Annotated in this window: 27 protein-coding genes; 8 read left to right on the plus strand and 19 right to left on the minus strand. The window is 66.7% G+C overall.

Going from position 1 to position 26796, the window contains the following annotated elements:
* Window positions 1-171: 171 nt before the first annotated feature.
* A complete protein-coding gene (locus ACN22W_RS26285; RefSeq protein WP_412025062.1) occupies window positions 172-1527 on the plus strand; it encodes a polyhydroxyalkanoate depolymerase in 1356 nt (451 codons plus the stop codon).
* Window positions 1528-1633: 106 nt separating this feature from the next.
* Here ACN22W_RS26285 and ACN22W_RS26290 read toward each other — a convergent pair whose 3' ends face one another.
* The 13 genes from ACN22W_RS26290 to kdpF form a co-directional block, all read right to left on the minus strand.
* Window positions 1634-2104 carry a hypothetical protein gene (locus tag ACN22W_RS26290; RefSeq protein ID WP_419687645.1) on the minus strand — a complete coding sequence of 157 codons (471 nt, stop codon included), beginning with the start codon at window positions 2102-2104 and terminating at the stop codon, window positions 1634-1636.
* A gap of 62 nt (window positions 2105-2166) precedes the next feature.
* Window positions 2167-2304, minus strand: a complete 138-nt coding sequence (locus tag ACN22W_RS26295) for an HHHH-motif protein (RefSeq protein WP_164992092.1) — start codon at window positions 2302-2304, stop codon at window positions 2167-2169.
* Window positions 2305-2630: 326 nt separating this feature from the next.
* On the minus strand, window positions 2631-3065 hold the full coding sequence (locus ACN22W_RS26300; RefSeq protein ID WP_419687647.1) for a cupin domain-containing protein: 435 nt from the start codon (window positions 3063-3065) through the stop codon (window positions 2631-2633).
* Window positions 3066-3151: 86 nt separating this feature from the next.
* The gene (locus ACN22W_RS26305) at window positions 3152-3919 is read right to left on the minus strand and encodes an ABC transporter ATP-binding protein (protein WP_042973307.1); all 768 of its coding nucleotides are present in this window, start codon (window positions 3917-3919) and stop codon (window positions 3152-3154) included.
* Window positions 3920-3952: 33 nt separating this feature from the next.
* Window positions 3953-4666: an ABC transporter permease gene (locus tag ACN22W_RS26310; RefSeq protein WP_412025065.1), complete on the minus strand. Its 714-nt coding sequence runs from the start codon at window positions 4664-4666 to the stop codon at window positions 3953-3955.
* Complete coding sequence (locus ACN22W_RS26315; protein ID WP_129516757.1) at window positions 4663-5352, minus strand: ABC transporter permease; 690 nt, start codon at window positions 5350-5352, stop codon at window positions 4663-4665. Before ACN22W_RS26315 ends, ACN22W_RS26310 begins: the two co-directional genes overlap by 4 nt.
* Window positions 5353-5527: 175 nt before the next feature.
* Entirely contained in the window at window positions 5528-6301 is a 774-nt protein-coding gene (locus ACN22W_RS26320; protein ID WP_048250099.1) for an ABC transporter substrate-binding protein, read from the minus strand.
* Between the two features lie 307 nt (window positions 6302-6608).
* Window positions 6609-7331: a response regulator gene (locus tag ACN22W_RS26325; protein WP_419687648.1), complete on the minus strand. Its 723-nt coding sequence runs from the start codon at window positions 7329-7331 to the stop codon at window positions 6609-6611.
* The gene (locus tag ACN22W_RS26330) at window positions 7328-9028 is read right to left on the minus strand and encodes a DUF4118 domain-containing protein (protein WP_419687650.1); all 1701 of its coding nucleotides are present in this window, start codon (window positions 9026-9028) and stop codon (window positions 7328-7330) included. Before ACN22W_RS26330 ends, ACN22W_RS26325 begins: the two co-directional genes overlap by 4 nt.
* Window positions 9029-9108: 80 nt before the next feature.
* Window positions 9109-11157: a potassium-transporting ATPase subunit KdpB gene (gene kdpB, locus ACN22W_RS26335; RefSeq protein WP_419689836.1), complete on the minus strand. Its 2049-nt coding sequence runs from the start codon at window positions 11155-11157 to the stop codon at window positions 9109-9111.
* A gap of 47 nt (window positions 11158-11204) precedes the next feature.
* A complete protein-coding gene (gene kdpC / locus ACN22W_RS26340; protein WP_419687652.1) occupies window positions 11205-11915 on the minus strand; it encodes a potassium-transporting ATPase subunit KdpC in 711 nt (236 codons plus the stop codon).
* Window positions 11916-11925: 10 nt separating this feature from the next.
* Complete coding sequence (gene kdpA / locus ACN22W_RS26345) at window positions 11926-13629, minus strand: potassium-transporting ATPase subunit KdpA (protein ID WP_419687653.1); 1704 nt, start codon at window positions 13627-13629, stop codon at window positions 11926-11928.
* A gap of 138 nt (window positions 13630-13767) precedes the next feature.
* A complete protein-coding gene (gene kdpF, locus ACN22W_RS26350; RefSeq protein ID WP_063778223.1) occupies window positions 13768-13848 on the minus strand; it encodes a K(+)-transporting ATPase subunit F in 81 nt (26 codons plus the stop codon).
* A gap of 338 nt (window positions 13849-14186) precedes the next feature.
* Here kdpF and ACN22W_RS26355 point away from each other — a divergent pair, with 338 nt between their 5' ends.
* From ACN22W_RS26355 to hutC, 3 genes are all read left to right on the plus strand, one after another.
* The gene (locus tag ACN22W_RS26355) at window positions 14187-14501 is read left to right on the plus strand and encodes a hypothetical protein (protein WP_419687654.1); all 315 of its coding nucleotides are present in this window, start codon (window positions 14187-14189) and stop codon (window positions 14499-14501) included.
* 178 nt (window positions 14502-14679) lie between these two features.
* Complete coding sequence (locus ACN22W_RS26360; RefSeq protein WP_419687655.1) at window positions 14680-15807, plus strand: porin; 1128 nt, start codon at window positions 14680-14682, stop codon at window positions 15805-15807.
* A gap of 182 nt (window positions 15808-15989) precedes the next feature.
* Window positions 15990-16685 (plus strand): histidine utilization repressor, encoded by a 696-nt coding sequence (gene hutC / locus ACN22W_RS26365; protein ID WP_048250090.1) that lies wholly within the window; start codon window positions 15990-15992, stop codon window positions 16683-16685.
* Between the two features lie 9 nt (window positions 16686-16694).
* Here the strand turns inward: hutC and ACN22W_RS26370 are convergent, their stop codons facing one another.
* The gene (locus ACN22W_RS26370; RefSeq protein ID WP_419687657.1) at window positions 16695-17936 is read right to left on the minus strand and encodes a glycosyltransferase; all 1242 of its coding nucleotides are present in this window, start codon (window positions 17934-17936) and stop codon (window positions 16695-16697) included.
* Window positions 17937-18042: 106 nt separating this feature from the next.
* Between ACN22W_RS26370 and ACN22W_RS26375 the strand changes: the two genes are divergently transcribed.
* On the plus strand, window positions 18043-18663 hold the full coding sequence (locus tag ACN22W_RS26375) for a TetR/AcrR family transcriptional regulator (RefSeq protein WP_419687659.1): 621 nt from the start codon (window positions 18043-18045) through the stop codon (window positions 18661-18663).
* A 121-nt stretch (window positions 18664-18784) separates the two neighbouring features.
* Here ACN22W_RS26375 and ACN22W_RS26380 read toward each other — a convergent pair whose 3' ends face one another.
* The gene (locus ACN22W_RS26380) at window positions 18785-19402 is read right to left on the minus strand and encodes a TetR family transcriptional regulator (RefSeq protein ID WP_129516745.1); all 618 of its coding nucleotides are present in this window, start codon (window positions 19400-19402) and stop codon (window positions 18785-18787) included.
* Window positions 19403-19791: 389 nt separating this feature from the next.
* Here ACN22W_RS26380 and ACN22W_RS26385 point away from each other — a divergent pair, with 389 nt between their 5' ends.
* The 3 genes from ACN22W_RS26385 to ACN22W_RS26395 all read left to right on the plus strand — a co-directional run bounded on the left by ACN22W_RS26385 (window position 19792) and on the right by ACN22W_RS26395 (window position 22596).
* Entirely contained in the window at window positions 19792-20454 is a 663-nt protein-coding gene (locus ACN22W_RS26385) for a DUF3313 domain-containing protein (protein ID WP_048250086.1), read from the plus strand.
* A 34-nt stretch (window positions 20455-20488) separates the two neighbouring features.
* Window positions 20489-22063: an intermembrane transport protein PqiB gene (locus ACN22W_RS26390; RefSeq protein ID WP_419687661.1), complete on the plus strand. Its 1575-nt coding sequence runs from the start codon at window positions 20489-20491 to the stop codon at window positions 22061-22063.
* A gap of 179 nt (window positions 22064-22242) precedes the next feature.
* On the plus strand, window positions 22243-22596 hold the full coding sequence (locus ACN22W_RS26395; RefSeq protein ID WP_419687662.1) for a hypothetical protein: 354 nt from the start codon (window positions 22243-22245) through the stop codon (window positions 22594-22596).
* A 36-nt stretch (window positions 22597-22632) separates the two neighbouring features.
* On the opposite strand, the gene ACN22W_RS26400 is transcribed toward ACN22W_RS26395, so the two are convergent.
* From ACN22W_RS26400 to ACN22W_RS26415, 4 genes are all read right to left on the minus strand, one after another.
* The gene (locus ACN22W_RS26400) at window positions 22633-23448 is read right to left on the minus strand and encodes an alpha/beta fold hydrolase (protein ID WP_419687664.1); all 816 of its coding nucleotides are present in this window, start codon (window positions 23446-23448) and stop codon (window positions 22633-22635) included.
* 109 nt (window positions 23449-23557) lie between these two features.
* Window positions 23558-24475, minus strand: a complete 918-nt coding sequence (locus tag ACN22W_RS26405; RefSeq protein WP_412025077.1) for a LysR family transcriptional regulator — start codon at window positions 24473-24475, stop codon at window positions 23558-23560.
* A gap of 173 nt (window positions 24476-24648) precedes the next feature.
* Window positions 24649-24894 carry a DUF3717 domain-containing protein gene (locus ACN22W_RS26410; protein WP_048250082.1) on the minus strand — a complete coding sequence of 82 codons (246 nt, stop codon included), beginning with the start codon at window positions 24892-24894 and terminating at the stop codon, window positions 24649-24651.
* Between the two features lie 262 nt (window positions 24895-25156).
* Window positions 25157-26692, minus strand: coding sequence for an amino acid permease (locus tag ACN22W_RS26415; RefSeq protein WP_343490518.1), 1536 nt, complete (start codon window positions 26690-26692; stop codon window positions 25157-25159).
* Window positions 26693-26796 lie beyond the last annotated feature (104 nt).

The raw sequence follows: 26796 nt of genomic DNA on the forward strand, positions 1-26796 counted from the left end.
GCGGCGCGCATCGCCCGCCGAACCGGTCCGGCAATGCATCGCCCCCGGCCAGCCGTCGTCGCGTGCCACCCGCGCCACAGCGTTCCCGTACCGCGTGCAACGCGCGTGCCAGCCACGTGCTGGCACACGGCTTGCCTCGTTCAATGCAACGTGGCGCAACGAGCGAAGGTCATGAATCTGCTTGCCTATCCGTTTTACCAATGGTCTGCAGAATGCCTGCGCCCGGCGCGTGCATGGGCCGCCACCACACGCGCGACGATGTCGCTGTGGCCGCCCGCCACGTCGACCCCGACGGGCCGCATGCTTGACGCACTGTGCGAACTGCTCGAATGCTGCGCGTTCTCGCATCGACGGCCGCCGTTCGGCATCACGTCGATCGTCGTCGACGGCGAAACGGTGCCGATCGTCGAGGAAGCCGCGGCGGTCACGCCATTCGCCACGCTGCTGCATTTCCGCAAGGCGCACCCCGTCGCGCGTCAACCGCGCGTGCTGATCGTCGCGCCGATGTCCGGGCATTTCGCGACGCTGCTGCGCGGCACGGTGCACACAATGCTCGCGGACCATGACGTGTACATCACCGACTGGCACAACCCGCGCGACATCCCGCTGACGGCCGGACGCTTCGGCTTCGACGAATATGTCGTGCACGTGATCGATTTCATCCGCCATATCGGCCCGGACGCGCATGTGCTCGCGATCTGCCAGCCGACCGTCGCCGCGCTCGCGGCGGTCGCGCTGATGGCGGCCGGCGGCGATCCGGCGCAGCCCGCGAGCCTGACGCTGATGGCAGGCCCGATCGACTGCCGCGTGAATCCGACGAAGGTCAACGCGCTCGCCACGAGCCAGCCGATCGAATGGTTCGCGCGGAACCTGATCAGCGTCGTGCCGGCGGGCTTCGTCGGGGCGCAGCGGTGCGTGTATCCGGGTTTCGTGCAGGTGGGCGCGTTCATGTCGATGAACCCCGACCGTCATGCGGCATCGTTTGCCGACCTGTATTACGAGCGCGCGAAAGGCGACCCGGCGAAGGCCGACACGCTGCGGCACTTCTACGACGAATACTTCGCGACGGCCGATCTCACCGCGGAGTTCTATCTGGAAACGGTCGAGAAGGTCTTCCAGCAATACGCGCTCGCGCGCGGCGAGCTGACGGTCGGCGACACGCTCGTCGAACCGGCGGCGATTCACCGCACCGCGCTATTGACGATCGAAGGCGAGAAGGACGATATCTGCGCGGTCGGCCAGACGGTAGCCGCGCAGGAGCTGTGTTCGGGGTTGCCGCCGTACCTGAAGACCCACCACGTGCAGACGGGCGCGGGCCACTACGGCGTGTTCAACGGCAGTCGCTGGGAAACGCAGATCTATCCGATCGTGCGCGCGACGATCCACGACAACGAACCGTACGATCGCACGGCGGATGCGGACGGCAACGCGAACGGCACGCACTACGTCACGCTGCGTGCGCTGCTCGATGCGCGCGCAACCGGGCCCGATGCAGCGGCCGAAACACGACCGCATCACGCCCACTGAACCCGTGCAGCGGCGCAAAAAAATCGCCCCGCCGTGATGGCGGGGCGAGATCAACAACAGCCTTCAGGCGACGCGCGAAGGAAAGACCTCGCGCGTCCGGCCCGTGTTACGAGCAGGCCTTGCCGTGCGATGCGTGGTAGCCCTTCGCCTTCGCATCCGCTTCCGTCATGTAGCTGCCGTGCTTCGTCTTGCCGTAGTACTTGTCGGTCGAGCAGTGGTAGACCTTCGTGCTGTCGTTGGCCCACACCTTGCCCGGGCCGCCGCCCGGCGCCGCAGCTGCGGTCGTCGCCGGCGCGCTCTTCGCGGGCGCGGCACCCGATGCTGCCGTAGCGGAAGCCGCCGTCGCCGGGGCCATCGCGGCCGGCGCGCTGGCTGCTGCAGCAGCCGATGCGCCGTACCAGGTCTTCACGCCCTTGTGGCCGGCACATGCGCCCTTCTTCGACGCGCCCGAGTAGAACGAACCGTCCTTGCACAGACCGGTCGTGCCGGCCGGCGCGCTGGCCGGAACCTGTGCGAACGCACCGAGCGACATACCCATGCCTGCGACCAGCGCGGCGATCAACATCGTCTTTTTCATAGTCCTCTCCTGATTTGCCTGAATGGTGAAAGCGTCCCGGGCGTACCCGAGGGATATCCCGGTTACCGCACCCAGCGGCACACGCGATGGTGGTGGTGATCGTAATGGCACACGCGGTGCGAATGGGCTTCGGCAAGCGTCGGCACGAGGACGACGCAGGCAACGGCCGTCGCGGTCAGGATCTTCGCGATGCGGGTCATGACATTCTCCTGGGTAGGGCAGCCGGTGATCCGGCTGGTACCTCCTTAACGCCGGTCGTCGACAGGCCGTGCACGCACTTGCGCTGAATTGACGATCTTTGACAGCGCGTAACAAATCGTCACGCGAAGCTGACAAAAACGCCCCGCCTGCTTTCGAAGCTTTCATGACTGAAACCCTTCGGAATTCGAATGAAGCGCTCGTGCGTTGAAGTCGGTCGTTGTTACCGGAGCCGACAGCGTGCGCGGCGAAACGACCCAAGAAAAAACCGCCCGAAGGCGGTTTGTCGCGAGCATGCGCATGACGCGCGGACAGAATCAACCGGCGGCTACGCCCCCGTCTCTCCCCACGGCGTCGGCGCGGGCACTGCGCACGGCCCGTCGACGTCGATCGACTTGAAATCGGCCGGCCCGACGATCTCCAGATACTCCATGTCCGGCGAGTAATCGAACAGGTAATGCACGATCCCCGGCGCCTGATGCACGCAGTCGCCGGCGGACACCAGCGTTTCCTGCTCGCCGTACATGAAGCGCGCCCAGCCCTTCAGCATGATCACGATATGGAACTCGGCCTCGTGACGGTGCCAGCCGGTGCCCGCCGCCGGTGCATGATTCGCCCTGACGAGCTGCGCGACGACCTTGCCGTTCGTCGCGGCGGCGATGCCGAGATCTCGGTACAGGAAGAAGTCGCGCAGGCCTTCGCCTTGATACGCGGTGTCCTGCGGCTTCACATGGGAAAAATGGGTGGTCGTCGGCGTGCTCATCGCGATGCTCCTTCATCGACAGGATCACGCGTGACAAGCATTTAGCGTTCCAGCACGGATGGATCCACGGCCGCAACGCTGCTGACTTACTTCAACCGCCCCGACAAAAACTGCCCGAGCCGTTCGCTCTTCGGATTCACGAGAATCTCCTGCGGATTCCCTTCTTCCTCGATCTTCCCCTGATGCAGGAAGATCACGTGGTTCGACACGTTGCGCGCGAAGCCCATCTCATGCGTGACGACGACCATCGTACGCCCTTCCTCGGCGAGCTTCTGCATCACCTTCAGCACTTCGCCGACGAGTTCCGGATCGAGCGCCGACGTCGGCTCGTCGAACAGCATCACTTCGGGCTCCATCGCGAGCGCACGCGCGATCGCGACACGCTGCTGCTGGCCGCCCGACAGGTGCGACGGATACATGCCCTCGACGCGCGGCGCGAGGCCGACCTTCTCCAGATACTTGCGCGCCCGGGCGATCGCTTCATCCTTGCCGATCCCGAGCACGGCCATCGGCGCCTCGATCACGTTCTCGAGCACCGTCATGTGCGCCCACAGGTTGAAGTGCTGGAACACCATCGACAGCTTCGTGCGCATCCGCTGCAGCTGTTTCTGGTCGGCCACGCGCAGCGAGCCGTTGCGGTCGCGCGTGGTCTGGATCGGCTCGCTGCCGATCGTGATCTGCCCCGAGCACGGCTGCTCGAGGAAGTTGATGCAGCGCAGGAACGTGCTCTTGCCGGAGCCGCTCGAGCCGATGATGCTGATCACGTCGCCGGCCTTCGCCTTCATCGACACGCCCTTCAACACCTCGTTGTCGCCGAATTTCTTGTGCAGGTTGTCAACGGTGAGCTTGTACATGCTTGGTCCTTCCTTGCGAATCTTGCGAATGCGTTAATGGCTGCGCGGCGAGAGATACGCGAGCCAGCGCGTCTCGAGCTTGCGGAACACCCAGATGAGCGTGAACACGACGGCGGCGTACAGCACGGCCGCGATGCCGTAGGCCTGGAACGACATGTACGTCGCCGAATTGACGTCGCGCGTGACCTTCAGGATGTCGGGCACGGTCGCGGTGAACGCGAGTGTCGTCGCGTGCAGCATCAGGATCACTTCGTTGCTGTAGCTCGGCAGCGAGCGGCGCAGCGCGGATGGCAGGATGATCCGCGTATAGAGCTTGAAGCGCGACATCCCGTAGGCTTGCCCGGCCTCGATCTCGCCGGCCGACGTCGACTTGATCGCGCCCGCGAAGATCTCCGTCGCATACGCGCATTCGTTCAGCACGAACGCGAGCAGCGTGCAGTTCATCGCGTTGCGGAAGAACGCGTCGAGCAGCACGTGGTTGTGCACGACCTGCAGGCTGTAGATGCCCGTGTAGCACATCAGCAACTGCACGTAGAGCGGCGTGCCGCGGAACACGTACGTATAGAGCCACACCGGGCCCGAGATCCAGCGGTTCGACGATGCGCGTGCGATCGCGAGCGGCACGGCGAGCGCGAAGCCCAGCGCGATCGACACGACCAGCAGCCACAGCGTGATCGCAAGGCCGCTGAAACGGTAGCCGTCGGTGTAGAGATAGCTTTGCCAATACTGGCTGACGAGTTCGATCACAGTGCGAGCCTCCGGACGCCGACGGAATAACGCTTCTCGAGGTGATGCAGCACGACGTTCGACACCGTCGTGATCGCGAGGTAGATCGCGCCTGCGGCCAGCGTGAAGAAGAAGAAATCGAGGGTGCTCTTGCCCGCGTCCTGCGACGCCTTGACGACGTCGGCGAGGCCGATGATCGACACGAGCGCGGTGGCCTTCACGAGCACCTGCCAGTTGTTGCCGATGCCGGGCAGCGCGAAGCGCATCATCTGCGGGAACAGGATGCGGCGGAACACGCGCCAGCCGCTCATCCCGTACGCGAAGCCCGCTTCGAGCTGGCCGCGCGGCACCGCGAGGAACGCACCGCGGAATGTTTCGGTGAAGTACGCGCCGTAGATGAAGCCGAGCGTGATGACGCCGGCCACGAACGGGTCGATGTCGATCTGGTCCCAGCCGAGCATGTCGGTGAAGTTGTTCAGCAGGATCTGGATCCCGTAGAACAGCAGCAGCATCAGCACGAGATCCGGCACCGCGCGGATCAGCGTCGTGTAGAAGGTGCCGATCGCCTTGAGCATGCGGTTCGTCGACAGTTTCGCGCTCGCGCCGATGAGGCCCAGCACGAGCGACGCGGCGAGCGACAGCACCGCGAGCTTCACGGTCTCGACCGTGCCGGCCCACAGCAGCGGGCCAAATCCTTGGAAAATCATATAAGGGATCCAGAACGATGTGGCTGGATTGTCAATAGCCATTACCCGCGCATCAAACGATTTCTACGCACTACCTGATGCAACCTGCTCATCAAGCCCGACGCATCCCGTGACGCGGGCGGCGCCCGGTAACAGACGCGGCGCGCACCGCAGCCGATGCGCGCCGCATGGTCGGTCAGCCGCCGTAGACGTCGAACGCGAAGTACTTCTTCTCGAGCTTCTTGTACGTGCCGTCCTTGATGATGTCGGCGATCGCGTGGTCGATCTTCGCCTTCAGGTCGGCGTCGTCCTTGCGCAGGCCGATGCCGGCGCCGTTGCCGAGCGTCTTCGGATCGTCGATGTCCTTGCCGGCGTATTCGAAGTTCGCGCCGCGCGGCGTCTTCAGGAAGCCGATGTCGGCCTGCACCGCGTCCTGCAGCGCCGCGTCGAGACGGCCGGACGTCAGATCCTGGTACACGCCGTCCTGGTTCTGGTAAGGCACGACCTGCACGCCCTTCGGCGCCCAGTACGCCTTCGCGTAGGTTTCCTGGATGGTGCCCTGCTCGACGCCGACCGACTTGCCCTTCAGCGATTCGGCCGTGGGCTGCAGATTCGCGCCCTTCTTCGCGACGAGACGCGTCGGCGTGTTGAACAGCTTGTCGGAGAACGCGATCTGCTCGGCGCGCGCCGGCGTCATCGACATCGACGACAGCACGCCGTCGAACTTCTTCGCCTTCAGCGCCGGGATCATCCCGTCGAAGTCGTTCTCGACCCACACACATTTCGCCTTCAGGCGGGCGCAGATCTCGTTGCCGAGATCGACGTCGAAGCCGACGACCTTGCCGCTTGCGTCCTTCGATTCGAACGGCGGGTAGCTGGCGTCGACGCCGAACCGGATCGTCGACCAATCCTTGGCGTGGGCACCGACCGCGATGCAGGCAAGGGCAATACTGAGCGCGAGTTTCTTCATGGCGTTCCTGTCAGAGGCGAACTGGGCAAGGGCCCCGTCGGGTGGACCGCGCCGGCGCTGCCGGCACGGCGACTCCGCCGCGAACCCTTCCAACCCGGAAATCGCCCCTTTTGGCGACATCCGAAGTTGTACATACAACTTTGCCTTTTCGGGGGCATCGCCAGCAATCCGTGTTTATCTCTATGTCGGCGAGTTTTAGTCGCGGGTCGAGAATATCCTTATATTTCAATTAATTACGCATTACGCAATGCTGAATTAAGACTTTCTCGATGCCTACAGCCAAGACCGGACGGCACGTGGCACCTGTCTATACTCCCCGGGCCGCGCCGACCGTTTCCAGTCCGACCAGCCGGTAGCCGAACTGCAGTTCCGTCAGCAGGTGCCGCGGACGCGCCGGCACGGGTTCGAGTTTCTGCCGCAGGTTCGTCATGTACACGCGCACGTAGTGCGCACGATCCGCGTCGTGAATGCCCCACACCTCGGCCAGCAGTTGCCGCGCGGCGATCACGCCGCCGCGCGCGCGGATCAGCGCGGCGAGCAGCCGGAATTCGAGGCGCGTCAGGTGGACGGGCGCGCCGCCGCGGACGACTTCGTGCCGGCCGAGATCGACGGTCACGTCGCCGAACCGCACAACCGAAGACGTTTGCCCGTCGGCCGACACGAACGCCGCGCGCCGCAACTGCGCACGCGCCCGTGCCAGCAACTCGGGTACGCCGAACGGCTTCGGGAGGTAATCATCCGCGCCCGCGTCGAGCGCCGCGACCTTCTCCACTTCCTGCTGCCGCGCCGACAGCACGATCACCGGCACCGTCGACCACTCGCGCAGCTCGCGGATGAACGTCTTGCCGTCGTCGTCCGGCAGCCCGAGATCGACGATCACGAGATCGGGCTTGCTGCTCGTCGCATACATCCGTGCCTCGCGGGCCGTCGACGCCTCGCAGGTGTCGAGCCCTTCCTGTTCCAGCGCCATCCGGACGAAACGGCGGATGTCCGATTCGTCCTCGACGATAAGTACCTTCGATCTGATCATGTGCGGCTCTCGTGTTCGATGTCGGGCGGCGCGCCCAATGGCAGACGAATCTCGAACCGCGCGCCGTGCGGATCGAGCGGCACCGCGCGGATCGAGCCGCCGTGCGCGTTGACGATGCTGCGGCACAGCGCGAGCCCGAGCCCCACGCCGCTGATCGACGATTCCTTGCGTTCGCGCTCGAACGGCTCGAACAGCGGCTCGGTGTTGCGCGCGACGAAGCCGGGCCCGTCGTCCTCGACGAACACGTAGAGCGTTTCGCCGAACACGCGCGCGCGCACCGACACGGCCGCGTCCGCCCCCGCATACTTCGCGGCGTTGTCGAGCAGGTTCATCAGCACACGCTCGATCAGCAGCGCATCGACGTCGATCAGCGGCAGGTCGGCCGGCAAGTCGGCACTCACGTCGCGGCCGGCCAGCACGCCGGCCGAATGCGCGAGCGCGCTGCCGACGATCTCGTCGAGCATGTGCCACTCGCGATTGAGCCGCACGCCTTCGCTCTGCATCCGCGCGAGGTCAAGCAGGTTCACGACGAGCCCGTGCAGCGCCTCCGCCTGGTTGCGAATGCCGTGCGCGAGTGCCGCCGGCTGCCCGTCGGCCAGACGCTCGGGCCGCTCCAGCGTCTCGGCCAGCCCCCGGATCGCGGTCAGCGGCGTCTTCAGGTCGTGCGACACGGCGGCCAGCAGCGCGTTGCGCAACCGCTCGCCTTCGATCCGGACGAGCGTGTGCTGTGCGACGCCGACGTAGTGCACGCGTTCGAGCGCCATCGCGATCGACGAGCACAGCGCGTCGATCAGGCGACGATCGTCGGGGTCCGTCGGCACCGGCTGCGCGTCGCCGAACAGCACGAGCACGCCGCGCACGCGCATCGGCGCCTTCAGCGGCAGGTACTGCGCGGCCGCACGCTCGAACGGTGGCATCCCGCACCCGGCACTGCGCGCCTGCTCGTATGTCCAGTGCGCGGCCGACAGATCGACGAACCACGCGCCGGGCACGGGCGCCAGCCGGTCGTCCGCATCGGGCAGCACGAGCGCGACGCGCACGCCGAGCAGCGGCGCGATCGTGCCGGTGCAGATCGACGCGATCTGCTCGGTCTCGATCGCGGCCGACAGATCGTGCGCGACCCGCGCGAGCGCGGCCGAGCGTTTTTCGTTCGCGCGCGCGGCGCGTGCCTCCGCGCGCAGGCGCGCCGCGAGCTGGCCGATCGCGAGCGCGACGGCCAGCATCAGCGCGAACGTGAACACGTACTGCGTATCGGACACCGCGAACGACAGCCTCGGCTCGACGAAGAAGAAGTCGAAGCAGCCGACGCAGACGAACGCGGCCCACGCGCCGGCCAGCCGGCCGAGCCGCAGCGCGATCAGCACCACCGTCATCAGGAACAGCATCACGACGTTCGACAGATCGAACACACGCAGCAGCGCGCTCGCCGCAAGCGTCGCCAGCGCGCAGACGAGCGTGGCCAACAGCAGCGGCACCGCGTACTGCGACACCCACACGTGCGTGCGCGGGCGCGCTTCGCGCACGGCCAGCGCCGGCCGCGTGTCGGGCCCGGCGCCCGCGATGCGGTCGGCCATACCCGCGCAGGCGCGCAGCACGAACCGCCAGCGTTCGTGCCGTGCGCCGGCCTCGCGGTGGCGGGCGGCGGTATCCCGCAGCCCCGTGGCCCGTCGATTCGCTTCGTTCACGTTCACATCCATGATCGCTTCCGGCAATTGAAACGCCGAACGGCCCCGCGCACGCCGCGAGGGCGTGAGCGGGGCCGCGACGGCGTGTTCGGTCAGATAAACGGCGTCAACAGCATGTCGATCAGCTTGATGCCGATGAACGGTGCGACGATCCCGCCGACGCCGTAGATCAGCAGGTTGCGCCACAGCAGCTTCTCGGCCGGCTCCGCCCGATATTTCACGCCCTTCAGCGCGAGCGGAATCAGCGCGACGATGATCAGTGCATTGAAGATCACCGCCGACAGGATCGCCGACGTCGGGCTGTGCAGCCCCATCACGTTCAGCGCGCCGAGCGCCGGGTACGTCACGACGAACGCGGCCGGGATGATCGCGAAATACTTCGCGAGATCGTTGGCGACGCTGAACGTGGTCAGCGCGCCGCGCGTCATGATCATCTGCTTGCCGACCTCGACGACCTGCATCAGCTTGGTCGGGTTGCTGTCGAGGTCGACCATGTTGGCCGCTTCCTTTGCCGCCTGCGTGCCGCTGTGCATCGCGACGGCCACGTCGGCCTGTGCCAGTGCGGGCGCGTCATTGGTGCCGTCGCCCGTCATCGCGACGAGATGGCCCTTCGCCTGGTGCTCGCGGATCAGCCGCAGCTTGTCTTCGGGCGTCGCTTCGGCGAGGTAGTCGTCGACGCCGGCTTCCGCCGCGATCGCGGCCGCGGTCAGCCGGTTGTCGCCGGTGATCATCACCGTCTTCACGCCGACCTTGCGCAGCTCGGCGAAACGCGCGGCGATCCCGTGCTTGACGATGTCCTTCAGCTCGATCGCACCGAGCACCCTGGAGCCGTCGGCGACGACGAGCGGCGTGCCGCCGCGCCGCGCGATATCGTTGACGGCCGTCTCGACCGCCTGCGGGAACGCGCCGCCGAGCGCATCGACGTGCGCGCGGATCGCGGACGCCGCGCCCTTGCGCACCTGCCGCTCGCCGATATCGAGGCCGCTCATCCGCGTGCGTGCGCTGAACGGCACCGCGATGCTGCCGTCGACCGCCCTCACGTCCAGCGCGAAACGCTGCTTCGCGAGCGCGACGATCGAGCGCCCTTCGGGCGTCTCGTCGGCCAGCGACGACAGTTGCGCGGCCTCGGCCAGCGCACGCTCGTCCACGCCGGGCGCCGGCCGGAACTGCACGGCCTCGCGGTTGCCGAGCGTGATCGTGCCGGTCTTGTCGAGCAGCAGCACGTCGACGTCGCCGGCCGCCTCGATCGCGCGGCCCGACGTCGCGAGCACATTCGCGCGCATCATGCGGCTCATCCCCGCGATGCCGATCGCCGACAGCAGCGCACCAATCGTGGTCGGGATCAGGCACACCAGCAGCGCGATCAGCACGGTCAGGCTCACGGCCGAGCCCGACGCGTTCAGCAGCACGCTGAATTGCGAGAACGGCAGCAGCGTCGCGCACACGAGCAGGAAGATGATTGTCAGCGCAACGAGCAGGATCGTCAGCGCGATCTCGTTCGGCGTCTTGCCGCGTTTCGCGCCTTCGACCATCGCGATCATCCGGTCGAGGAACGCTTCACCGGGTTGCGCGGTGATCTTCACGATGATCCAGTCGGACAGCACGCGCGTGCCGCCCGTCACCGACGAGAAATCGCCGCCCGACTCGCGGATCACCGGCGCGGATTCGCCGGTGATCGCCGATTCGTCGACCGACGCAACGCCGTCGATCACTTCGCCGTCGGCCGGAATCGTGTCGCCGGCTTCGACGAGCACGATGCTGCCGGCGGCGAGCTCGTCGCTCGGCACACGATGGCTCGTGCTGCCGAATTGCTTCGGCTCGTCGAGCACCTTCGCATACACGCGCTTGCGCGCCGCGCGCAGCGCATCGGCCTGCGCCTTGCCGCGCCCTTCGGCCAGCGCCTCGGCCGCGTTCGCGAACAACACGGTGAACCACAGCCAGCACGCGACCGCGAAGATGAAACCGGCCGGCGCGTCGCCGGTGCCGGTCAGCGCTTGCAGCCACAGCGCGGTCGTGACGATGCTGCCGAGATACACGACGAACATCACCGGGTTCTTCAGCTGCACCCGCGGCGCGAGCTTGCGGAACGCCTCGCGCAGCACGGCCGTCCAGCGCATCGACGGCACGCCGCCGATCGGCATGGCCGCCTGGTTGATCGGGCTTTCGATATGAGACATGAGTGACTCCGTTATTGCTGCGCTTGCCGCGCGCCGGCCGTGTGGCCGAGTGCACGGTCGAGTGCGAGATTCAGGTCGAGCACGCGCACGCGTGGTTCGCCGAGCACGCCGAGCTGGCGCGGCGCGGCGATCCGGTCGACCAGTGCCGCGACCTGCGCGGCATCGACGCCACGCGCCTGCGCGACCCGCGCCGCCTGCAGCCGCGCGTTCGCGACCGAGATCTCGGGATCGAGCCCCGACGCGGACGCGGTGACGGCGTCCGCCGGCACCGGCGTGCCGTCGGCAAGCCCGTTATCGTGCCGGTACGCCCGCACGCGCTGCGCGATATCCGCGAGCAGCTTCTTGCTGGTCGCGCCCTGGTTGCTCGCGCCGCTACCGGCCGCGTTGTACGGCTGGTCGACCGTCTTCGACGGATCGGCCGGATCGGTACCGGTCGTCGCGCTCGGCCGCGAATGGAAGTAACCGGCGCGCGTGAAGTGCTGCCCGATCACCGCCGAGCCGATCGTCGTGCCGTCGCGCTGGACGAGACTGCCGCGCGCCTGCGACGGAAACAGCACGTTCGCGACGCCCGTGGTGAGCAGCGGATATGCGATGCCGGTGACGAGCATGAACAGCACCGACGATGCGATCACCGGCCGCACGAGGCCGCGCGTCGCCGCGCCGAACGAAGAACCGGGTGCCGGCGCGGCGGCGGCCGCTGCCTGGCGATTGCCTTGCATCATGATGTTTCCCTCAGAACAGTTGGCCGCCTGACATCAGCAGGTGCTCGACGACCGGGCCGAGCGCGAGCGCGGGCAGGAACGTGAGACCGCCGACGACGAGGATCACGAAGATCAGCAGGCCGGCGAACAGGCCCGTCGACGTCGACAGCGTGCCCGCGCTTTCCGGCACGCTCTTCTTCGCGGCGAGGCTGCCCGCGACCGCAAGCATCGGCAGCAGCGTCAGGTAGCGGCCGATCAGCATCGCGAAGCCGATCGTCGTGTTGAAGAACGGCGTGTTCGCGTTCAGGCCCGCGAACGCGGAGCCGTTGTTGGCCGTACCCGACGTGTATGCGTACAGCACCTCGCTGAAGCCGTGCGGGCCGAGGTTCGCGAGGCTGTCCATCGTCGAGTGCAGCACCGACGCCAACGCGGTGAAGCCGAGGATGCTGAACGGATGCGCGAGCACCGCGAGCATCACGAGCTTCATCTCGCGCGCCTCGATCTTCTTGCCGAGGAATTCCGGCGTGCGCCCGATCATCATCCCGACGAAGAACACCGTGAGGATCGCGAACGTGAACAGGTTGATCAGCCCGACGCCGTCGCCGCCGAACACGTTGTTCAGCATCATCTGCGCGATCGGCACCAGCCCGCCGAGCGGCGTCAGCGAGTCATGCATCGCGTCGACCGAACCGGTGGTCGCGGCCGTCGTGACGGTCGCGAACAGGCTCGTCTGCGCGATACCGAAGCGCATCTCCTTGCCTTCCATGTTGCCGCCCGGCTGCATGGCGCTCATCTGCTGGTCGACGCCGAGCCCGGTGAGCAACGGATTGCCGTGCTGCTCGGCCGGGTAGATCACGGCCAGGAAGCCGACGAACATCACGACGAACGCGCCGAGGATCACCCAGCCCTGACGGCGCCGGCCGATCATCGTGCCGAGCGTGTAGGTCAGCGCGGACGGAATCAGCAGCATCGACAGCATGTGCAGCGTGTTGGTGAGCGGCGTCGGGTTCTCGAACGGATGCGCGGCGTTCATGCTGAAGAAGCCGCCGCCGTTCGTGCCGATATGCTTGATCGACTCGAGGCTGGCAACCGGCCCCATCACGATCTGCTGGCGCACGCCTTCGAGCGTGGTCGCCCACGCATCGGACGCGAGCGTCTGCGGCATGCCCTGCCACACGTACACGAGCGCCATCATGAAGCTGAGTGGCAGCAGCACGCGATAGGTCACGCGCGTGAAATCGACCCAGTAGTTGCCGATGTCGGCCGCGCTCCTGCGGCTCAGCCCACGGATGAAACCGCCCGCGGCCGCAACGCCGGTTGCCGCGCTGACCACCATCAGGAACGTGATGACGGCCATCTGCGAGAAGTTCGACAGGCTGCTCTCGCCCGCATACGCCTGCCAGTTCGTGTTCGTGATGAACGACGCGGCCGTGTTGAAGGCGAGGTCGGGGCTTTGCGCGGCGCGCTGCAGCGTATCGAACGGCAGCGCATCCTGGATGCGCAGCAGCAGATAGCCGAGCAGCATCATCCCGGCATTGCTGAGCAGCAGCACCATGCCGTAGCGTTGCCACGACATCGCTTCGTCGGGATTCACGCCGAGCAGCGCATAGGTACGGCGTTCGGCCCACGCGTGGCGCGGGCTCGTGAAGGCGTGCGCGAGCCATGTCCCGACGACGGGCACCAGCGCCAGCATGATCGCGAGAACGATCGCGAATTGAATGAGATTGTTGAACATGTCGACGCTCGCTCAGATCCGGTCGAGGCCGGTGATGAAACCGGCCGTCAATACAAAGAACGCGAGCGTGAACAGTACGAAAAGCAGATCGCTCATGACATCCACCGATAGTTTCGAATTTCTGTTGAATCGCGCCGATCAATACCGCTCGGGCTTGATCAACGCATGAAACAGATAGATAAAGAGCGCGATCGATAACGCGCCGGTGATCCACAACATGGCTTTCCCCTTTTTGTTCGGTTGCGCGGCCTATCCACGCGATCGTCGGCGCATCGGGCCTTGTCGTGTCGGCACGAGCCCGGATGACGCCCCCATGCTCGACTGGCGAATGGGATGCGACAGTGTAGAAATCCGCGTATCAAAGCGGTGTTCATTTTCTTTACAGGGAATAAAAAAGCCGTAAAGACGAAAGCCGGTGGAACCGGTGTCTTTACGCGTTCTTTTCAGGGTCGGTGCGAGTCTATACACCGTATCGCCACGGCGATTCCTAGAATGGGCGTCATGAACAACACGAGATCTCCGCGGTGCGGAGCATGATGCGACCCGGGGATGAAAGCATGAAATCGACCAGAACCGAATCCGCTGCTTCACGCGATCTGCCGCCCATTCGTTCGCGGCGCCGGTCCCCCGCGGACGAACTCGTGCTGCTGTCGATCCGCGTCGAATCGGACAACCTCGCGCTCGTGCGGCGCCGCCTGCATCAGGCCGTCGGCGCCGCGCTCAACTTCTACACCGCCGCGATCGACAACCGCACCGGGCGCGCGTGCATCGAGCTCGAAGTCGCGCGCTCGCAGGCGTCGCCTGCGATCCTGTCGATCCTCCGCCTGTTGCCGGCCGCCGAATTCGGCACGATCCGCCTGTTGCAGCACTAGCCGGCGCTCGCCGCGGCCACGCGTGACACGCGTCACGCGCCCCACCCGTTTCATCGATTCGAACGCGCGTATCCGGCGCGAACGCGCGCAGTTCTTCACGAGCCGCGTGCGTTCGCCATCGGTGCGCGCGACGGATCGTCGTTCCCGTCGTGACGGGCCTTTCCAGGAAGCACTCTCCATGAAAAAAGCAGTCGTCGGTACCCTCTCCCTCGCATTCTTCGGCGCTGCCGCGCATGCGCAAAGCAGCGTCACGCTCTACGGGATGCTGGACGCGGGTATCGTCTATACCAACAACCAGACGGGTAAAAGCGCATGGCAGCAAGGCAGCGGCCTGCTGTCGAATACCGTCTTCGGCCTGAGCGGCAACGAGGATCTCGGCGGCGGCCTGCATGCGCTGTTCCGCCTCGAGAACGGCTTCAACCTGAACAACGGCACGCAGTCGTACCGGAACACGATGTTCGGCCGCCGCGCGTACGTCGGCCTGCAGAGCGACCAGTACGGCGCGCTGACGCTCGGCCGCCAGTACGACGCCGTCGTCGACTATCTCGGCCCGCTCGCGATGGCGAACAACGGCGACGGCAACAACCTCGCGTCGCATCCGTTCGACAACGACAACATCGACGATTCGTTCTACATCGACAACGCAGTGAAATACACGAGCCCGACGCTCGCCGGCTGGCAGTTCGGCGGCCTGTACGGGTTCAGCAATGCGGCCGGCGGCTTCGCGAACAATCGTGCGTACAGCGCCGGCGTGTCGTATGCGAACGGGCCGGTCAACCTCGCCGCCGCGTACCTGCAGCTCAACCGCGGCGGGCTGACGGCCGGCGGTGCGCTGTCGAACAACGACGGGGCGAACTTCCCGGCCGTGCGCCAGCGCGTGATGGGCGCCGGCGGCAGCTACGCGTTCGACCGGCTGACGGTCGGCGCACTGTGGACGCATTCGATGTTCGACGAAACGGCCGAGTCGTCGCTGCCTGGCGCGCTGAACGCACTGCGTTTCGACAACTACGAGGTCAATGCGCGCTACGCGCTGACGCCGGCGGTCTCGCTCGCGGGCGCCTATACGTTCACCGAGGGCCGCTACGACGATGCAACCGGCAGCCACCGGCCGAAATGGCATCAGGTGACGCTGATGGCCGACTACGCGCTGAGCAAGCGTACCGACGTGTATGCGGAAACCGTGTACCAGCACCAGTTCGGCGTGCCGTCGGGCACGACGCTCGGGTTCGCGAACGTCACGGGGCTCGCGGCTTCGTCGACGAACACGCAGGTGGTTGCGACGGTCGGGATCCGGCATCGGTTCTGACCGCGCGCGCATCGTCGCAGGCCGGCCGCTCTGTGCAATCCCGCATGGACGCGCGCCGGCCGAACAGGGATCATTCGGGGAATCCGGGCCCGCGCGTCCGCGAAACCGGTACACTCGGCGCCGGGCGCGCGCCGGATCGGCAATCGGCGGCGGGCCGCTGCCGACACTCGAACCGTGATCCCATGACCACACCGATCTATCAGGAAATCAAGGACTTCATCCTCGCGCGCATTCATGCCGGCGAATGGGCGGAAGGCGACCAGGTGCCGTCGGAGAACGAGCTCGCGCGCGAATTCAACGTCGCGCGGATGACCGTCAACCGCGCGCTGCGCGAGCTGACGGCCGAGCAGGTGCTCACGCGCACGCGCGGCTCCGGCACGTATGTCGCGTCGCCGAAATACGAATCGACGCTCGTCGCGATCCGCAGCATCTCCGACGAAGTCGCCGCGCGCGGCCACGGCTATCGCGCGCAGGTGCTGCAGGTCGGCGCGGCCATCGCCGATGCGAAGCTCGCCGACGAACTGCAGCTCGACACGGGCAGCCCGATCTTCCATTCGCGCGTGCTGCACTTCGAGAACGACACGCCCGTGCAGCTCGAGGAACGCTGGGTCAATCCGGCCTGCGCACCCGAATACGCGTTGCAGGACTTCACGACGACGACGCCGAACCAGTACCTGACGCGCGTCGCGCCGCTGCAGCGCGTCGAATACCGGATCGAGGCCGCGATGCCCGACACCGAAACGCGCCGCCATCTGACGATGGACGACCGCGAGCCGTGCCTGCTGCTGCATCGGCGCACGTGGTCGCAAGGGATGGTCGCGTCGGTCGCCAATCTATGGCATCCGGGCAGCCGTTACCGGTTCACCGGGCATTTCTGACGCGCGGTATCAGCGCGCGCCGGGCTGCCCCCATCGCTCGATCTCACTGACCGCCAGCTTCAAACCGTCTTCCCGCGCGATACGCGTGCCGAGTTCCACGGCACGCGCCTTCGTGTCGCCGTGTTCGGCAAACGCGATCGCTCGCGCAAGCGCAGCGGCGTCCACGCGCCGCCCCGCCACCGGCGCATCCGTCACGCCAAGCCTCCGTAGCCGGTCCGCCCAGAAGAACTGATCGCCGGCAAACGGCACGACGACCGACGGAATGCCGGCCCGCGCGGCCGAATGCGTGGTGCCCGACCCGCCATGATGGATCGCCATCGACGTGCGCGGGAACAGCCAGTCGTGCGGCGTTTCGCCGATCACGCACACGTGCGCCGGCAACAGCGACGCATCGATGCCGCTCCAACCCGGATAGAACAGCGCACGCCGCCCGGCGAGCGCGTGGACCAGCGCGTCGGCCATCGCGGCCCGGTCGAACCCGGCCATGCTGCCGAAACCGATATACACCGGCGGATCGCCCGAGTCGAGAAACGCGGAAAGTTCGGGCGGCGGCGTCCATGCGCGCGCATCGATCCGCCACTGGCCGCATGCAAGCGCCTGCGACGGCCAGTCGGCCGGGCCGGACAGCAGCGCCGGCGACACGCCGTACAGCATCGGATGATCGGTCCACACCCGCTTGCGCGGCGGCAACCCGCAGACGCTTGCGCGCGCCGCGTTCGTCGCCTTCCTGAATGCCTGCCACAGCAGCGCGTTCACGAACCGGTGGCTCGCGCGGTTCAGCCAGCGCGGCAACTTGCCCGGCGGCAGGAACGGCGACGCGAATTCCGCAGTTGGCGTAATCGGGATCATGCCCGTGCCGATTGCCGGCACGCCGCGATACTCGGCGACCGACAGCCCGACGAACGACGCGAGGCCCGACACGAGGATCGCGTCGCAACCGGCCGACGCGTCAGTGATTTCTCGCATCCATGCGGCCGTGTTCGCATTCGCGATCGCCGCAAGCGCCTTCGACGTGTCGTTGAAGCCGCCGCGCCCGCGCACCGCATCCGACAACGCGCCATCCGGCGCAATCGCGCGGCGCATATCGCCGGACAACGGCGCCGACGGCACACCGAGCGCGGCAGCCGAACCGAGCGTCGCGGCGTCGGCCAGCAGCCGGACGTCGTGTCCGGCGTCCATCAGCGCACGGCCGAGCGCCGCAAGCGGGCGCGTGTCGCCTTCGGTGCCGTAGGTGACGATGACGAGCTTCATGCATGACTCCTCGAGCGCAGCGGAAACGAACGGAAACGGGTGGATTCATAAAAGTGCACGTCGTATACTAATGCAATTCGTGCACTTTCAGTCAATCCCTCCCGCCATGCCGATTCCGACCGACGATCCGGGCCGCCGCGCGCGCAAGCGCATCCAGATGCTTGCGCATCTCGCCGCCACCGGCGCGCGCCTGTTCGATGCACACGGCTACGAAGCCGTCACGATGGAGCAGATCGCCGCGCAGGCCGACGTCGCGAAGCGCACGCTGTACAACCACTTTCCGACGAAGGAAGCCGTGCTCGCGCACTGGCTCGAAGGCGAACTCGCGCGCGATCTCGCGCATCTGCAGCGTGATGTTGCCCGGCGCAAGACCTTCGCGTCACGCATTGGCTGCGTGCTCGACGCATCGGCCGCGTGGTGCGAGCAGCATCCGGTGTACCTGCTCGCCTATCTGCGGCACCGCTTCCTGAGCATCGGCACGGTCGAACCGGAAAGCGGCGGAGAGAACGGCAGCGATATCGCGCTGGTGTGGCAGCAACTGATCGCCGCGGGGCAGCAATCCGGCGAACTGAACGCAACGCTGCGGGCCGACCAGCTCGCGACGTGGTTCCATCACCTGTATCTCGCGGCGATGCTGCGCTGGCTGACCGTGCCGGGGTTGTCGTTGAAACGGGAGTTTCAGTCGGTCGCGAAGCTGTTTGTCGAAGGCGCGGCAGCGAAACGCTGAACGGCGCGAACCACCGGTCAGGCGGTCACAAGCCCATAAGCTCACAAGCGCCCGAGCACGACCGCGAGCAGCGAGCGCACGAAACGGGCGACCGCCGCGCCGCATGCGACAAACGCGCGCTTCATTTTTTCCGCGACGTTTTCGCCGCCGGTGTGCCGCGTTGCGCGGCGGCAGCATCGCCGCCCGACGGCCATTGCGTCTCGTCGAGCAAACGATCGAACAGCCGCGCGCGTTCGTCGTCCGACAGCGGACACAGCCCGAACATCGCCGATAGCGCGAGGCCCCAGGCCGCCTTCCAGCGCAGCAGCGCAAGATCGGGATCGCCCGATTCAGCCGCGATGCGCTTCGCGTTCTCGCCATCGATATCCCGAACCCGCTGCAGCGGCGCGGGATCCTCGACCAGCGCCGCCATGATCGCGAGCGCCGCCGACGGCTGCTGGTCGATCACTTCGCGCATCGTCGCGATCTGCGCGGACAGCGTCGGCTGCGCCTCACCCGGATCGCGTGCCGCCAGGTAGTCGCGCTGGAATCGTTGGTAGTACTCCTGCTGATGTTCCATCAGCGCGTTCAGCACATCGCCTTTCGTACGGAACTGATGCATCAGCCCGCCCTTGCTGATGCCGCTTTCGCGCGAAATCGCGTCGAACGTGAGCTTGCCCGGGCCGTCGCGCTCGAGGATCGCGAGCGCCGCCTGGATCGCGGCAGTGCGCGTTCGCTCGGAACGCGTCGGGTTATCCATGAACTTTCCCCGGTATGGAGTGACGCAACGCGGTCGCGCCGAACCGGCCCGACCGCATGCAGGAAGTGCGCGGAGTCTACCACAAACAAACCGCCTGGTCGGTTTACATCCGGAAATGGCGGTGCTACGATCGGCTCCCGCATCGGCTCCGCCGGATCCAGCGCTGTTTCGCGCACCGGTCACCGGTACGCGATCGCCGCCTGTGGCACGGCTGCCGGGCCGATGAGCACTGCCGGACCACCTGCCGCTCCCGATATTCATGCGGTCATTACGCTCCAAGAACAAACCGTCTGGTTGGTTTTTTTCATGAACCCCAGGCGGCGACGCCACCCTGTTGCACCACCCTTCGCACCGGCACCCCCGGCGCGAACCCCGACCCGGAGAATCAGATGAACCGATCGATCAAGCCCAGCCACCTGCTCAATGCCGCACTGTGCGTCGCGCTCGCCGGATGCGCCGGCGTCCAGCCCGCCCGCTACAGCGGCATCGAATCGTCACCCTATCTGCGCAGCGATCCGCAGGACAAGTCCGGCCGCGTGCCCTACCGCTACGCGCTGCCGGCGGACTGGCATCAGTACCGGAAGCTGATTCTCGACCCGGTCGCCGTCTATCGCGGCACCGACCATCAGTTCGGCGACCTGACCGACCAGGACAAATCGACGCTCGCCGCGTACATGGGCGACACGTTCGCGAAGAAGCTCGGCAAGCGCTTCGAACTGACGAGCACGCCAGGCCCCGACACGCTGCGCGTGAAGCTGACGCTGACGGGCGCCGTGACGACCACGACGTTTGCCGGCGCATTCGCGCATTTCGATCTCGCGGGCAACGTCTACAACGGTGTGCAGGCGATCCGTGGCCGCGAGGGTGCGTTCACGGGCTCGGTCATCTATGCGGTGGAGATCCGCGATGCAGCGACGAACCGGTTGATCAACGCGTACGTGACGAAGCAGTATCCGAATGCGATGAACATCGGCGCGAGTTTCGGCGCGCTCAGCGCGGCGAAAACCGGCATCGACAAGGGCGCCGATGCACTCGTCGCGCAATTCGACTGACACGCGCCGGCGCACGTTGGCGTGTTTCGCGCAGATGCATGTCCGCTGGCCGCGAGCGTCGCTCTTCTGGATCGTTCCGCTCGCGGCCGCCGCGTTCTGTGTCGCATGGGGTGTCACGTCGCTCGGCAGTCGCGGGCCGACGATCACGCTCGCGTTCGCGACAGCCGAAGGACTGGAAGCCGGCCGATCGACGCTGCGGCTGCGCAACGTCGAAGTCGGCCGCGTCACGAACGTACGCGCATTGCGCGGGCAACCGGGCGTGCGCGTCGAGGTACGACTGGACACCGATGCTCGGGCACTGGCGGTTGCGGACACACGCTTCTGGATCGTGCGGCCGCGCATCGGGCCCGGCGGCCTCTCCGGTCTCGATTCGTTGCAGTCCGGCGCCTACATCGCGGCCGCGCTCGGCGATTCGCGCGAACCGCGCACGACGTTCATCGGGCTCGATGCACCGCCGCTCACGGAAGACCGCGGCCGTCATTACACGTTGCGCGCGGCATCGCTCGGCTCGGTTGCGATCGGCTCACCGATCTATCACCGGCGCGCGCGCGTCGGCCAGGTGACCGGTTATGCACTCGATACCGACGGGCACGGCGTCTCGATCGACGTGTTCGTCGCCGCGCCGTTCGATCGGTATGTCGATGCGGACGCGCGCTGGTGGCAGGCGGGCGGTCTCGGCCTGCGGCTCGACGCGGGCGGCATGACACTCGGCACGCCGTCGCTCGCCGCGCTGCTCGCCGGTGCGCTCGCGTTCGCGGCGCCGCCGGGGCGCACGTCGATCGACGCGGCGCCGGACGGCGCGCGCTTTCGCGTGGCCGACAACGAAATCGACGCGATGCGCACGCCGAACGCGCCGGCCGCGCCCGTCGTGATGCGTTTCGATCGCTCGCTGCGCGGCCTCGATGTCGGCGCGCCGGTGGATTTTCGCGGCATCGAACTCGGCAACGTCACGGCCGTCGGCACCGAATACGACGCAGCACGCGGCGACGTGACGATGCGCGTGACGATGGCGCTCTACCCCGATCGCCTCGGGCAGCGCTATCACGACGTACTCGGCGACGGCAACACCGATGCCGGCAAGGCACTGCTGCGCACGCTCGTCGCGCGCGGTTTACGCGGCCAGTTGCGCATGGGCAATCCGATCGCGAACCGCTCGTACGTCGCGCTCGACATGTTCCCGCACGCGCCGCCCGCGTCGGTCGACACGAATCGCGAGCCGATCGCGCTCCCGACCGTGCCCGGCACGCTCGACGTGCTGCGCGTACAAATTGCGGATATCGCCGGAACCCTGTCCCGGTTGCCGCTCGATCGGATGGGTGCGAATCTGAACGCAGCGCTCGTGGACACCAATGCGCTGTTCGCGCAACTCGATACCGAACTTGCACCGCATGCGCATGATGCGCTGAGCAACGCGCGACAGGCATTCACAGCCGCGCAGGCGACGCTGCGGCAAGAGGGTGCGAACGCATCGAACCTCCACCGCACACTGGCGCAATTCGCACGAGCATCGAGTGCGCTGCGCGCATTGGCCGGCGATCTGGAACAGCATCCGGAATGGTTGTTACCGAATGTATCGGGCACCACGCATCCGGCCCGTACGGCGCCGTGAGCGCGTCGCGCGGCACTGACGGATTTTTACGACGAACGCACGCACTGCATGCCAAATTTCCCGCGCAGCAGTATGCTGGTGTCGTACGGCTGCGCACGGTGCCTCGGGTAACCCCGCAATTCGCACGTTGTCGCGCCGCCGTCGCAACCGCAATCATGCGTTGCAAGGAGGGATTCGTGATGACCACCACGCATCAGCACTTCCACCTCGAACTACGGCACGCCACCGCGCCGACCTATTTCATCAGCTACCTGTTTCCCGCCTTGCTGTTCGTTTACGAACTGCTGCGCGTCGGCCAGTGGATCCACGATCACGGGATGCAATTCGCCGCGTTCAAGCAGATGGGTTACGAGTACCTGCTGATGCTGCTGTTCGTCGGGCTGCAGATCGTCGTCGAGGCGATCTTCCTGCTCGGCGCCGCGATGCGCCGCGACAATCGCGATTTCGAACACCGGCTGCCGAACGTAATCCTCGGCATCGGCTGCTCGATCGCGCTGCTCGCGATCGATCTCGCGATCCAGCTGGCGTTCTGACAGCCGGCGGGCCCGGCCCGCCGGTTGCCGGGGCGCTCAGGCGTCCGCGTCGCGCAGGAACGTCGCCACGGCTGCCAGCACGTCGTCCGTCCGCTCGCGGTGCGGCATGTGCCCGCATTGGCCGAGCAACAGGAACGACGACGGCCCCGCGACGCGCGCGGCGATCCGCTTCGGATGCACGTCCGACCCGTATTCGTCGTCTTCGCCGTGAATCGCGAGCGTCGCGCATTGCACGCGCGGCAAGTCGTCGTCGAGATTCCAGTCGCGAAAAGCCGGCGACAGCCACGTGTCGACCCACGCGCGCAGCACCCATTCGGCCTTGTCGCCGTGATAACGCGCGAGCCGGTCGAGTTGCCCCGGTTCGTCGAACTGCTGGCCGGCGTCGCGAATGCCGGCCAGCGTGCGATCCTCGACGAATGCTTGCGCGGCGACCGTCACGAGCGCGCGACAACGATCCGGATGCGCGGCGGCACACCCGACCGCCATCCCGCCGCCGACGCTGTGCCCGAACGCGACGAACGCATCGACGCCGAGCTGTTCGAGCAACGCGTCGAACGCGTGGTCGGCCTCATCGCGCACGAAGGTCGTGCCGAGCGTTCCCGGATGACGGTCCGAACGGCCGAAGCCGAGGCGGTCGTACGCGATCACGTCGCGATGCGTGGCGCTTGCGAGTTGCGCGGGAAAGTCGCGCCACAGGTCGACGCAGCCGAGCGAATCGTGCAGCAGCACGATCGGTGCGGCCGGTGCGGATACGCCCGCCGCGTCCTGCAGCGGACGGGCGCGCCAGCGCTTCGCAAAGAGACGCCCTTGCGGCGTCTCGATGGTGGTCTCCTCGATCAGGCTCTCGGTCATGTGTCTGTCGTCTGCGTAAAAGCGGCCGTCCATGGACGGCCCCATCGAATCGCCGCATGTTGGCCCGCGAGCGCGCGCGGCGTCAAGCAAGCCCTCACCGCGCGCGGGCTCATTCGGGCTGCGGCGGCAGGTACTCCATCTGCGCTTCGTCGTACAGCCGGTAGATCAGCGCCTGCATCGCGCGGATGTCCTCCGATTCGTCGAGCATCCGCATGCTCATGATGATCGGCGACACGAGGTTCGGATCGTCGAGCGGCTTGTAGCTGATGTCGTCGCGCTTCAGCCCGTACACGCTGTGCGGCACGACTGACACGCCCTCGCCCATCGCGACGAGGCCGAGCGCGATCTGCAGTTCGCGCGTCTCGTAGATCCGCCGCGGTTGCAGCGCGCGATCGTGGAACGCCGCGAGCACCTGGTCCGCATAGCTCGGGCGCGGTGCCTTCGGGAAGATGATCAGCGTGTCGTTCACGAGATCGTGCAGCGACAGCACGGGCTTCGCGCTGTCGAGCACATGGCCGACCGGCAGCGCGACGATCATCCGCTCTTCGCGCAGCACGACGCGCCGCACGCTCGGATCCTCGTGGCGGATACGCCCGAACCCGACGTCGATGCGCCCTTCCTTCAGCGCCTTGATCTGGTCCATCGTCGACATCTCGTGCAGGCTCAGCTCGACGGCCGGATACTCGCTGCGAAAGCGCCGGATGATCTTCGGCAGCATCCCGTACAGCGTCGAGCCGACGAAACCGACCGACATGCTGCGCTCGATCTTGCCGACCCGCTTCGTCATCGATTCGAGTTCGGTCGTCTGCGCGAGCAGCTGCACCGCATGCGAATAGAAGAAGCGCCCCGCGTCGGTCAGCTTCAGCGGCCGCGCGTTGCGCTCGAACAGCGGCACGCCGAGCGTCTCCTCGAGTTGCTGGATCTGCCGGCTCAGCGGCGGTTGCGCGATATGCAGCCGTTCCGCCGCCCGCGTGAAATTCCGCTCCTCGGCGACCGCGACGAAGTAGCGGAGGTGTCTCAACTCCATTTTCGATGTCTCCCGGACAGGGTCCCGACGTCAAGCCACCGCCGGACCATGCCATGACGATACCCCAGGCGGCGCCAACCGCCACGCGCCGCGCCGCCCAAAGCAAAACGGGAAGCCCGCGAGCTTCCCGTTGTTTCATCGACGCCGCCTGACGGCAGCGTCACGACCGCCCATCACACCTCGGTCGCGTAGAGCGCGTCGCGCTGCGCGTTGCTCAGCGAGTCGAGCGGCACGTCCGGCAGCTGATAGCAGATCATCGTGCCGTACAGCTCGGCGAGGCAGTTGCTGCCGGCGTCGAGCGCGTAGCCGTCCTCGCCGTCCGGTGCCGGCGGGTACACTTCGCGCCACGCGTTGATCGCGGCTTCGATTCGCACGATGGAAACGGGTCCGGCCTTCCGCTCGGCGGGTGATGCGCTCATGGATTCCTCTGGGATGCGCGCTCCGCGGGCCGTGCCGGCCCGGATGGAACGATGGAAACGCCGGGCGCCGCCGGCCGCCGCGCGCCGCGCGCGCCGGATGCCGATCCGCGCTGCGCCTGTCGCGCCGGCCGGGCCGTGGCCCGGTAGGGTCGGGCAATATAACCGGCTTTGACCCCGTGCAGGCAAAAGCCGGGCAAAAAAAACGGGAAGCGCAAGGCTTCCCGTTTCATCGCACGTCGCGCGGCTGCGTGCCGCGCCCGCGTCAGCCCGCGGTTTCGCGATTCGTCACCGACTGCGGTTGCGCGCCGCGGCTCGCGGCGATCCACGGCGCGATCTCCATGTCTTCGTAGCGCACGAAACGGCTCTTTTTCAGGAACCGGAAACCGAGCCACACGACGAGGAACAGCGGAATGCCGACATAGGTCGCGATCACGCCGGCCCAGTCGATCCGGTTCGCGAGGAACGCCTGATAGTCCTGCCCGAGCGCGATCACGAGGCACAGCACGAACGCGAACAGCGGGCCGAACGGGAACCACTTCGACTGGTACGGCAGCTGGTCGAGCGCATAACCCTGCTTCACATAGCCCTTGCGGAACCGGTAATGGCTGACCGCAATGCCGAGCCACGCGATGAAGCCCGTCATCCCCGACGTGTTCAGCAGCCACAGGTACACGGTCTTGTCGCCGTACAGCGACGTGAAGAAGCACAGCGCGCCGACAGCCGTCGTCGCATACAGCGCGTTGCGTGGCACGCCGCCCGGCGACAGCTTCGCGAACACCTTCGGCGCGCGGCCTTCGGTTGCGAGGGTGTAGAGCATCCGCGTCGACGCGTACATGCCCGAGTTGCCGGCCGACAGCACGGCGGTCAGGATCACCGCGTTCATCACGCCGGCCGCGAATGCGAGGCCCGCGTGGCGGAACACGAGCGTGAACGGGCTCACGCCGATGTCGGTCACGTCCGTCTTCAGCAGGTTCGGGTCGGTATAGGGAATCAGCACGCCGATCACGAAGATCGCGAACACGTAGAACAGCAGGATGCGCCAGAACACCTGGCGTACCGCGCGCGGAATCGTCGTGCGCGGGTTCTCCGATTCGCCGGCCGCGACGCCGATCAGCTCGGTGCCCTGGAACGAGAAGCCCGCGATCATCGCGACGCCCATCAACGCCGGCAGGCCGCCCGCGAACGGCGCGTCGCCGATCGTCAGGTTGCCCCAGCCGTTGCTCGGCGCGCCCTTCAGAATGCCGAAGATCATCAGCAGGCCGACGCCGATGAACGCGACCACGGTGACGACCTTGATCAGCGCGAACCAGTATTCGGCTTCACCGAAACCGCGCACGGTGAGCGCGTTGAGCAGGAACATCACGCCGAGGAAGGCCGCGCTCCACCACACGCCCGGCACGTCCGGGAACCAGTAGTGCATCACGAGCTGCGCGGCCACCAGTTCCACCGCGATCGTCACGGCCCAGTTGTACCAGTAGTTCCAGCCGAGCGCGAAACCGAAGCCTTCGTCGACGTATTTCGCGCCGTAGGTCGCGAACGAACCCGACACCGGCATGAACGCGGCCATCTCGCCGAGGCTCGTCATCAGGAAATAGACCATCAGGCCGATCAGCATGTACGCGACCATCGCGCCGCCGGGGCCGGCCTGCGAGATCGACGCGCCGGACGCGACGAACAGGCCCGTGCCGATCGAGCCGCCGATGGCGATCATCGTCAGGTGGCGCGCCTTCAGCGCGCGATGAAGCTTGGGTGGGTTCGCGGACGAACCGGGTGGGTCGGATTTCGGAATTGCGGACATAAACGAGACGAACGTTGAGCGGGCCGGCATCCGTAGCCGGCGCATGCGGAATCGGAGCGCGAGGCGCGTCCTGCGATGCATTCGATGCGGCCCCGATACGCGTT

Source organism: Burkholderia theae (genome assembly GCF_048565265.1).
Classification (GTDB): Bacteria; Pseudomonadota; Gammaproteobacteria; order Burkholderiales; family Burkholderiaceae; genus Burkholderia; species Burkholderia theae.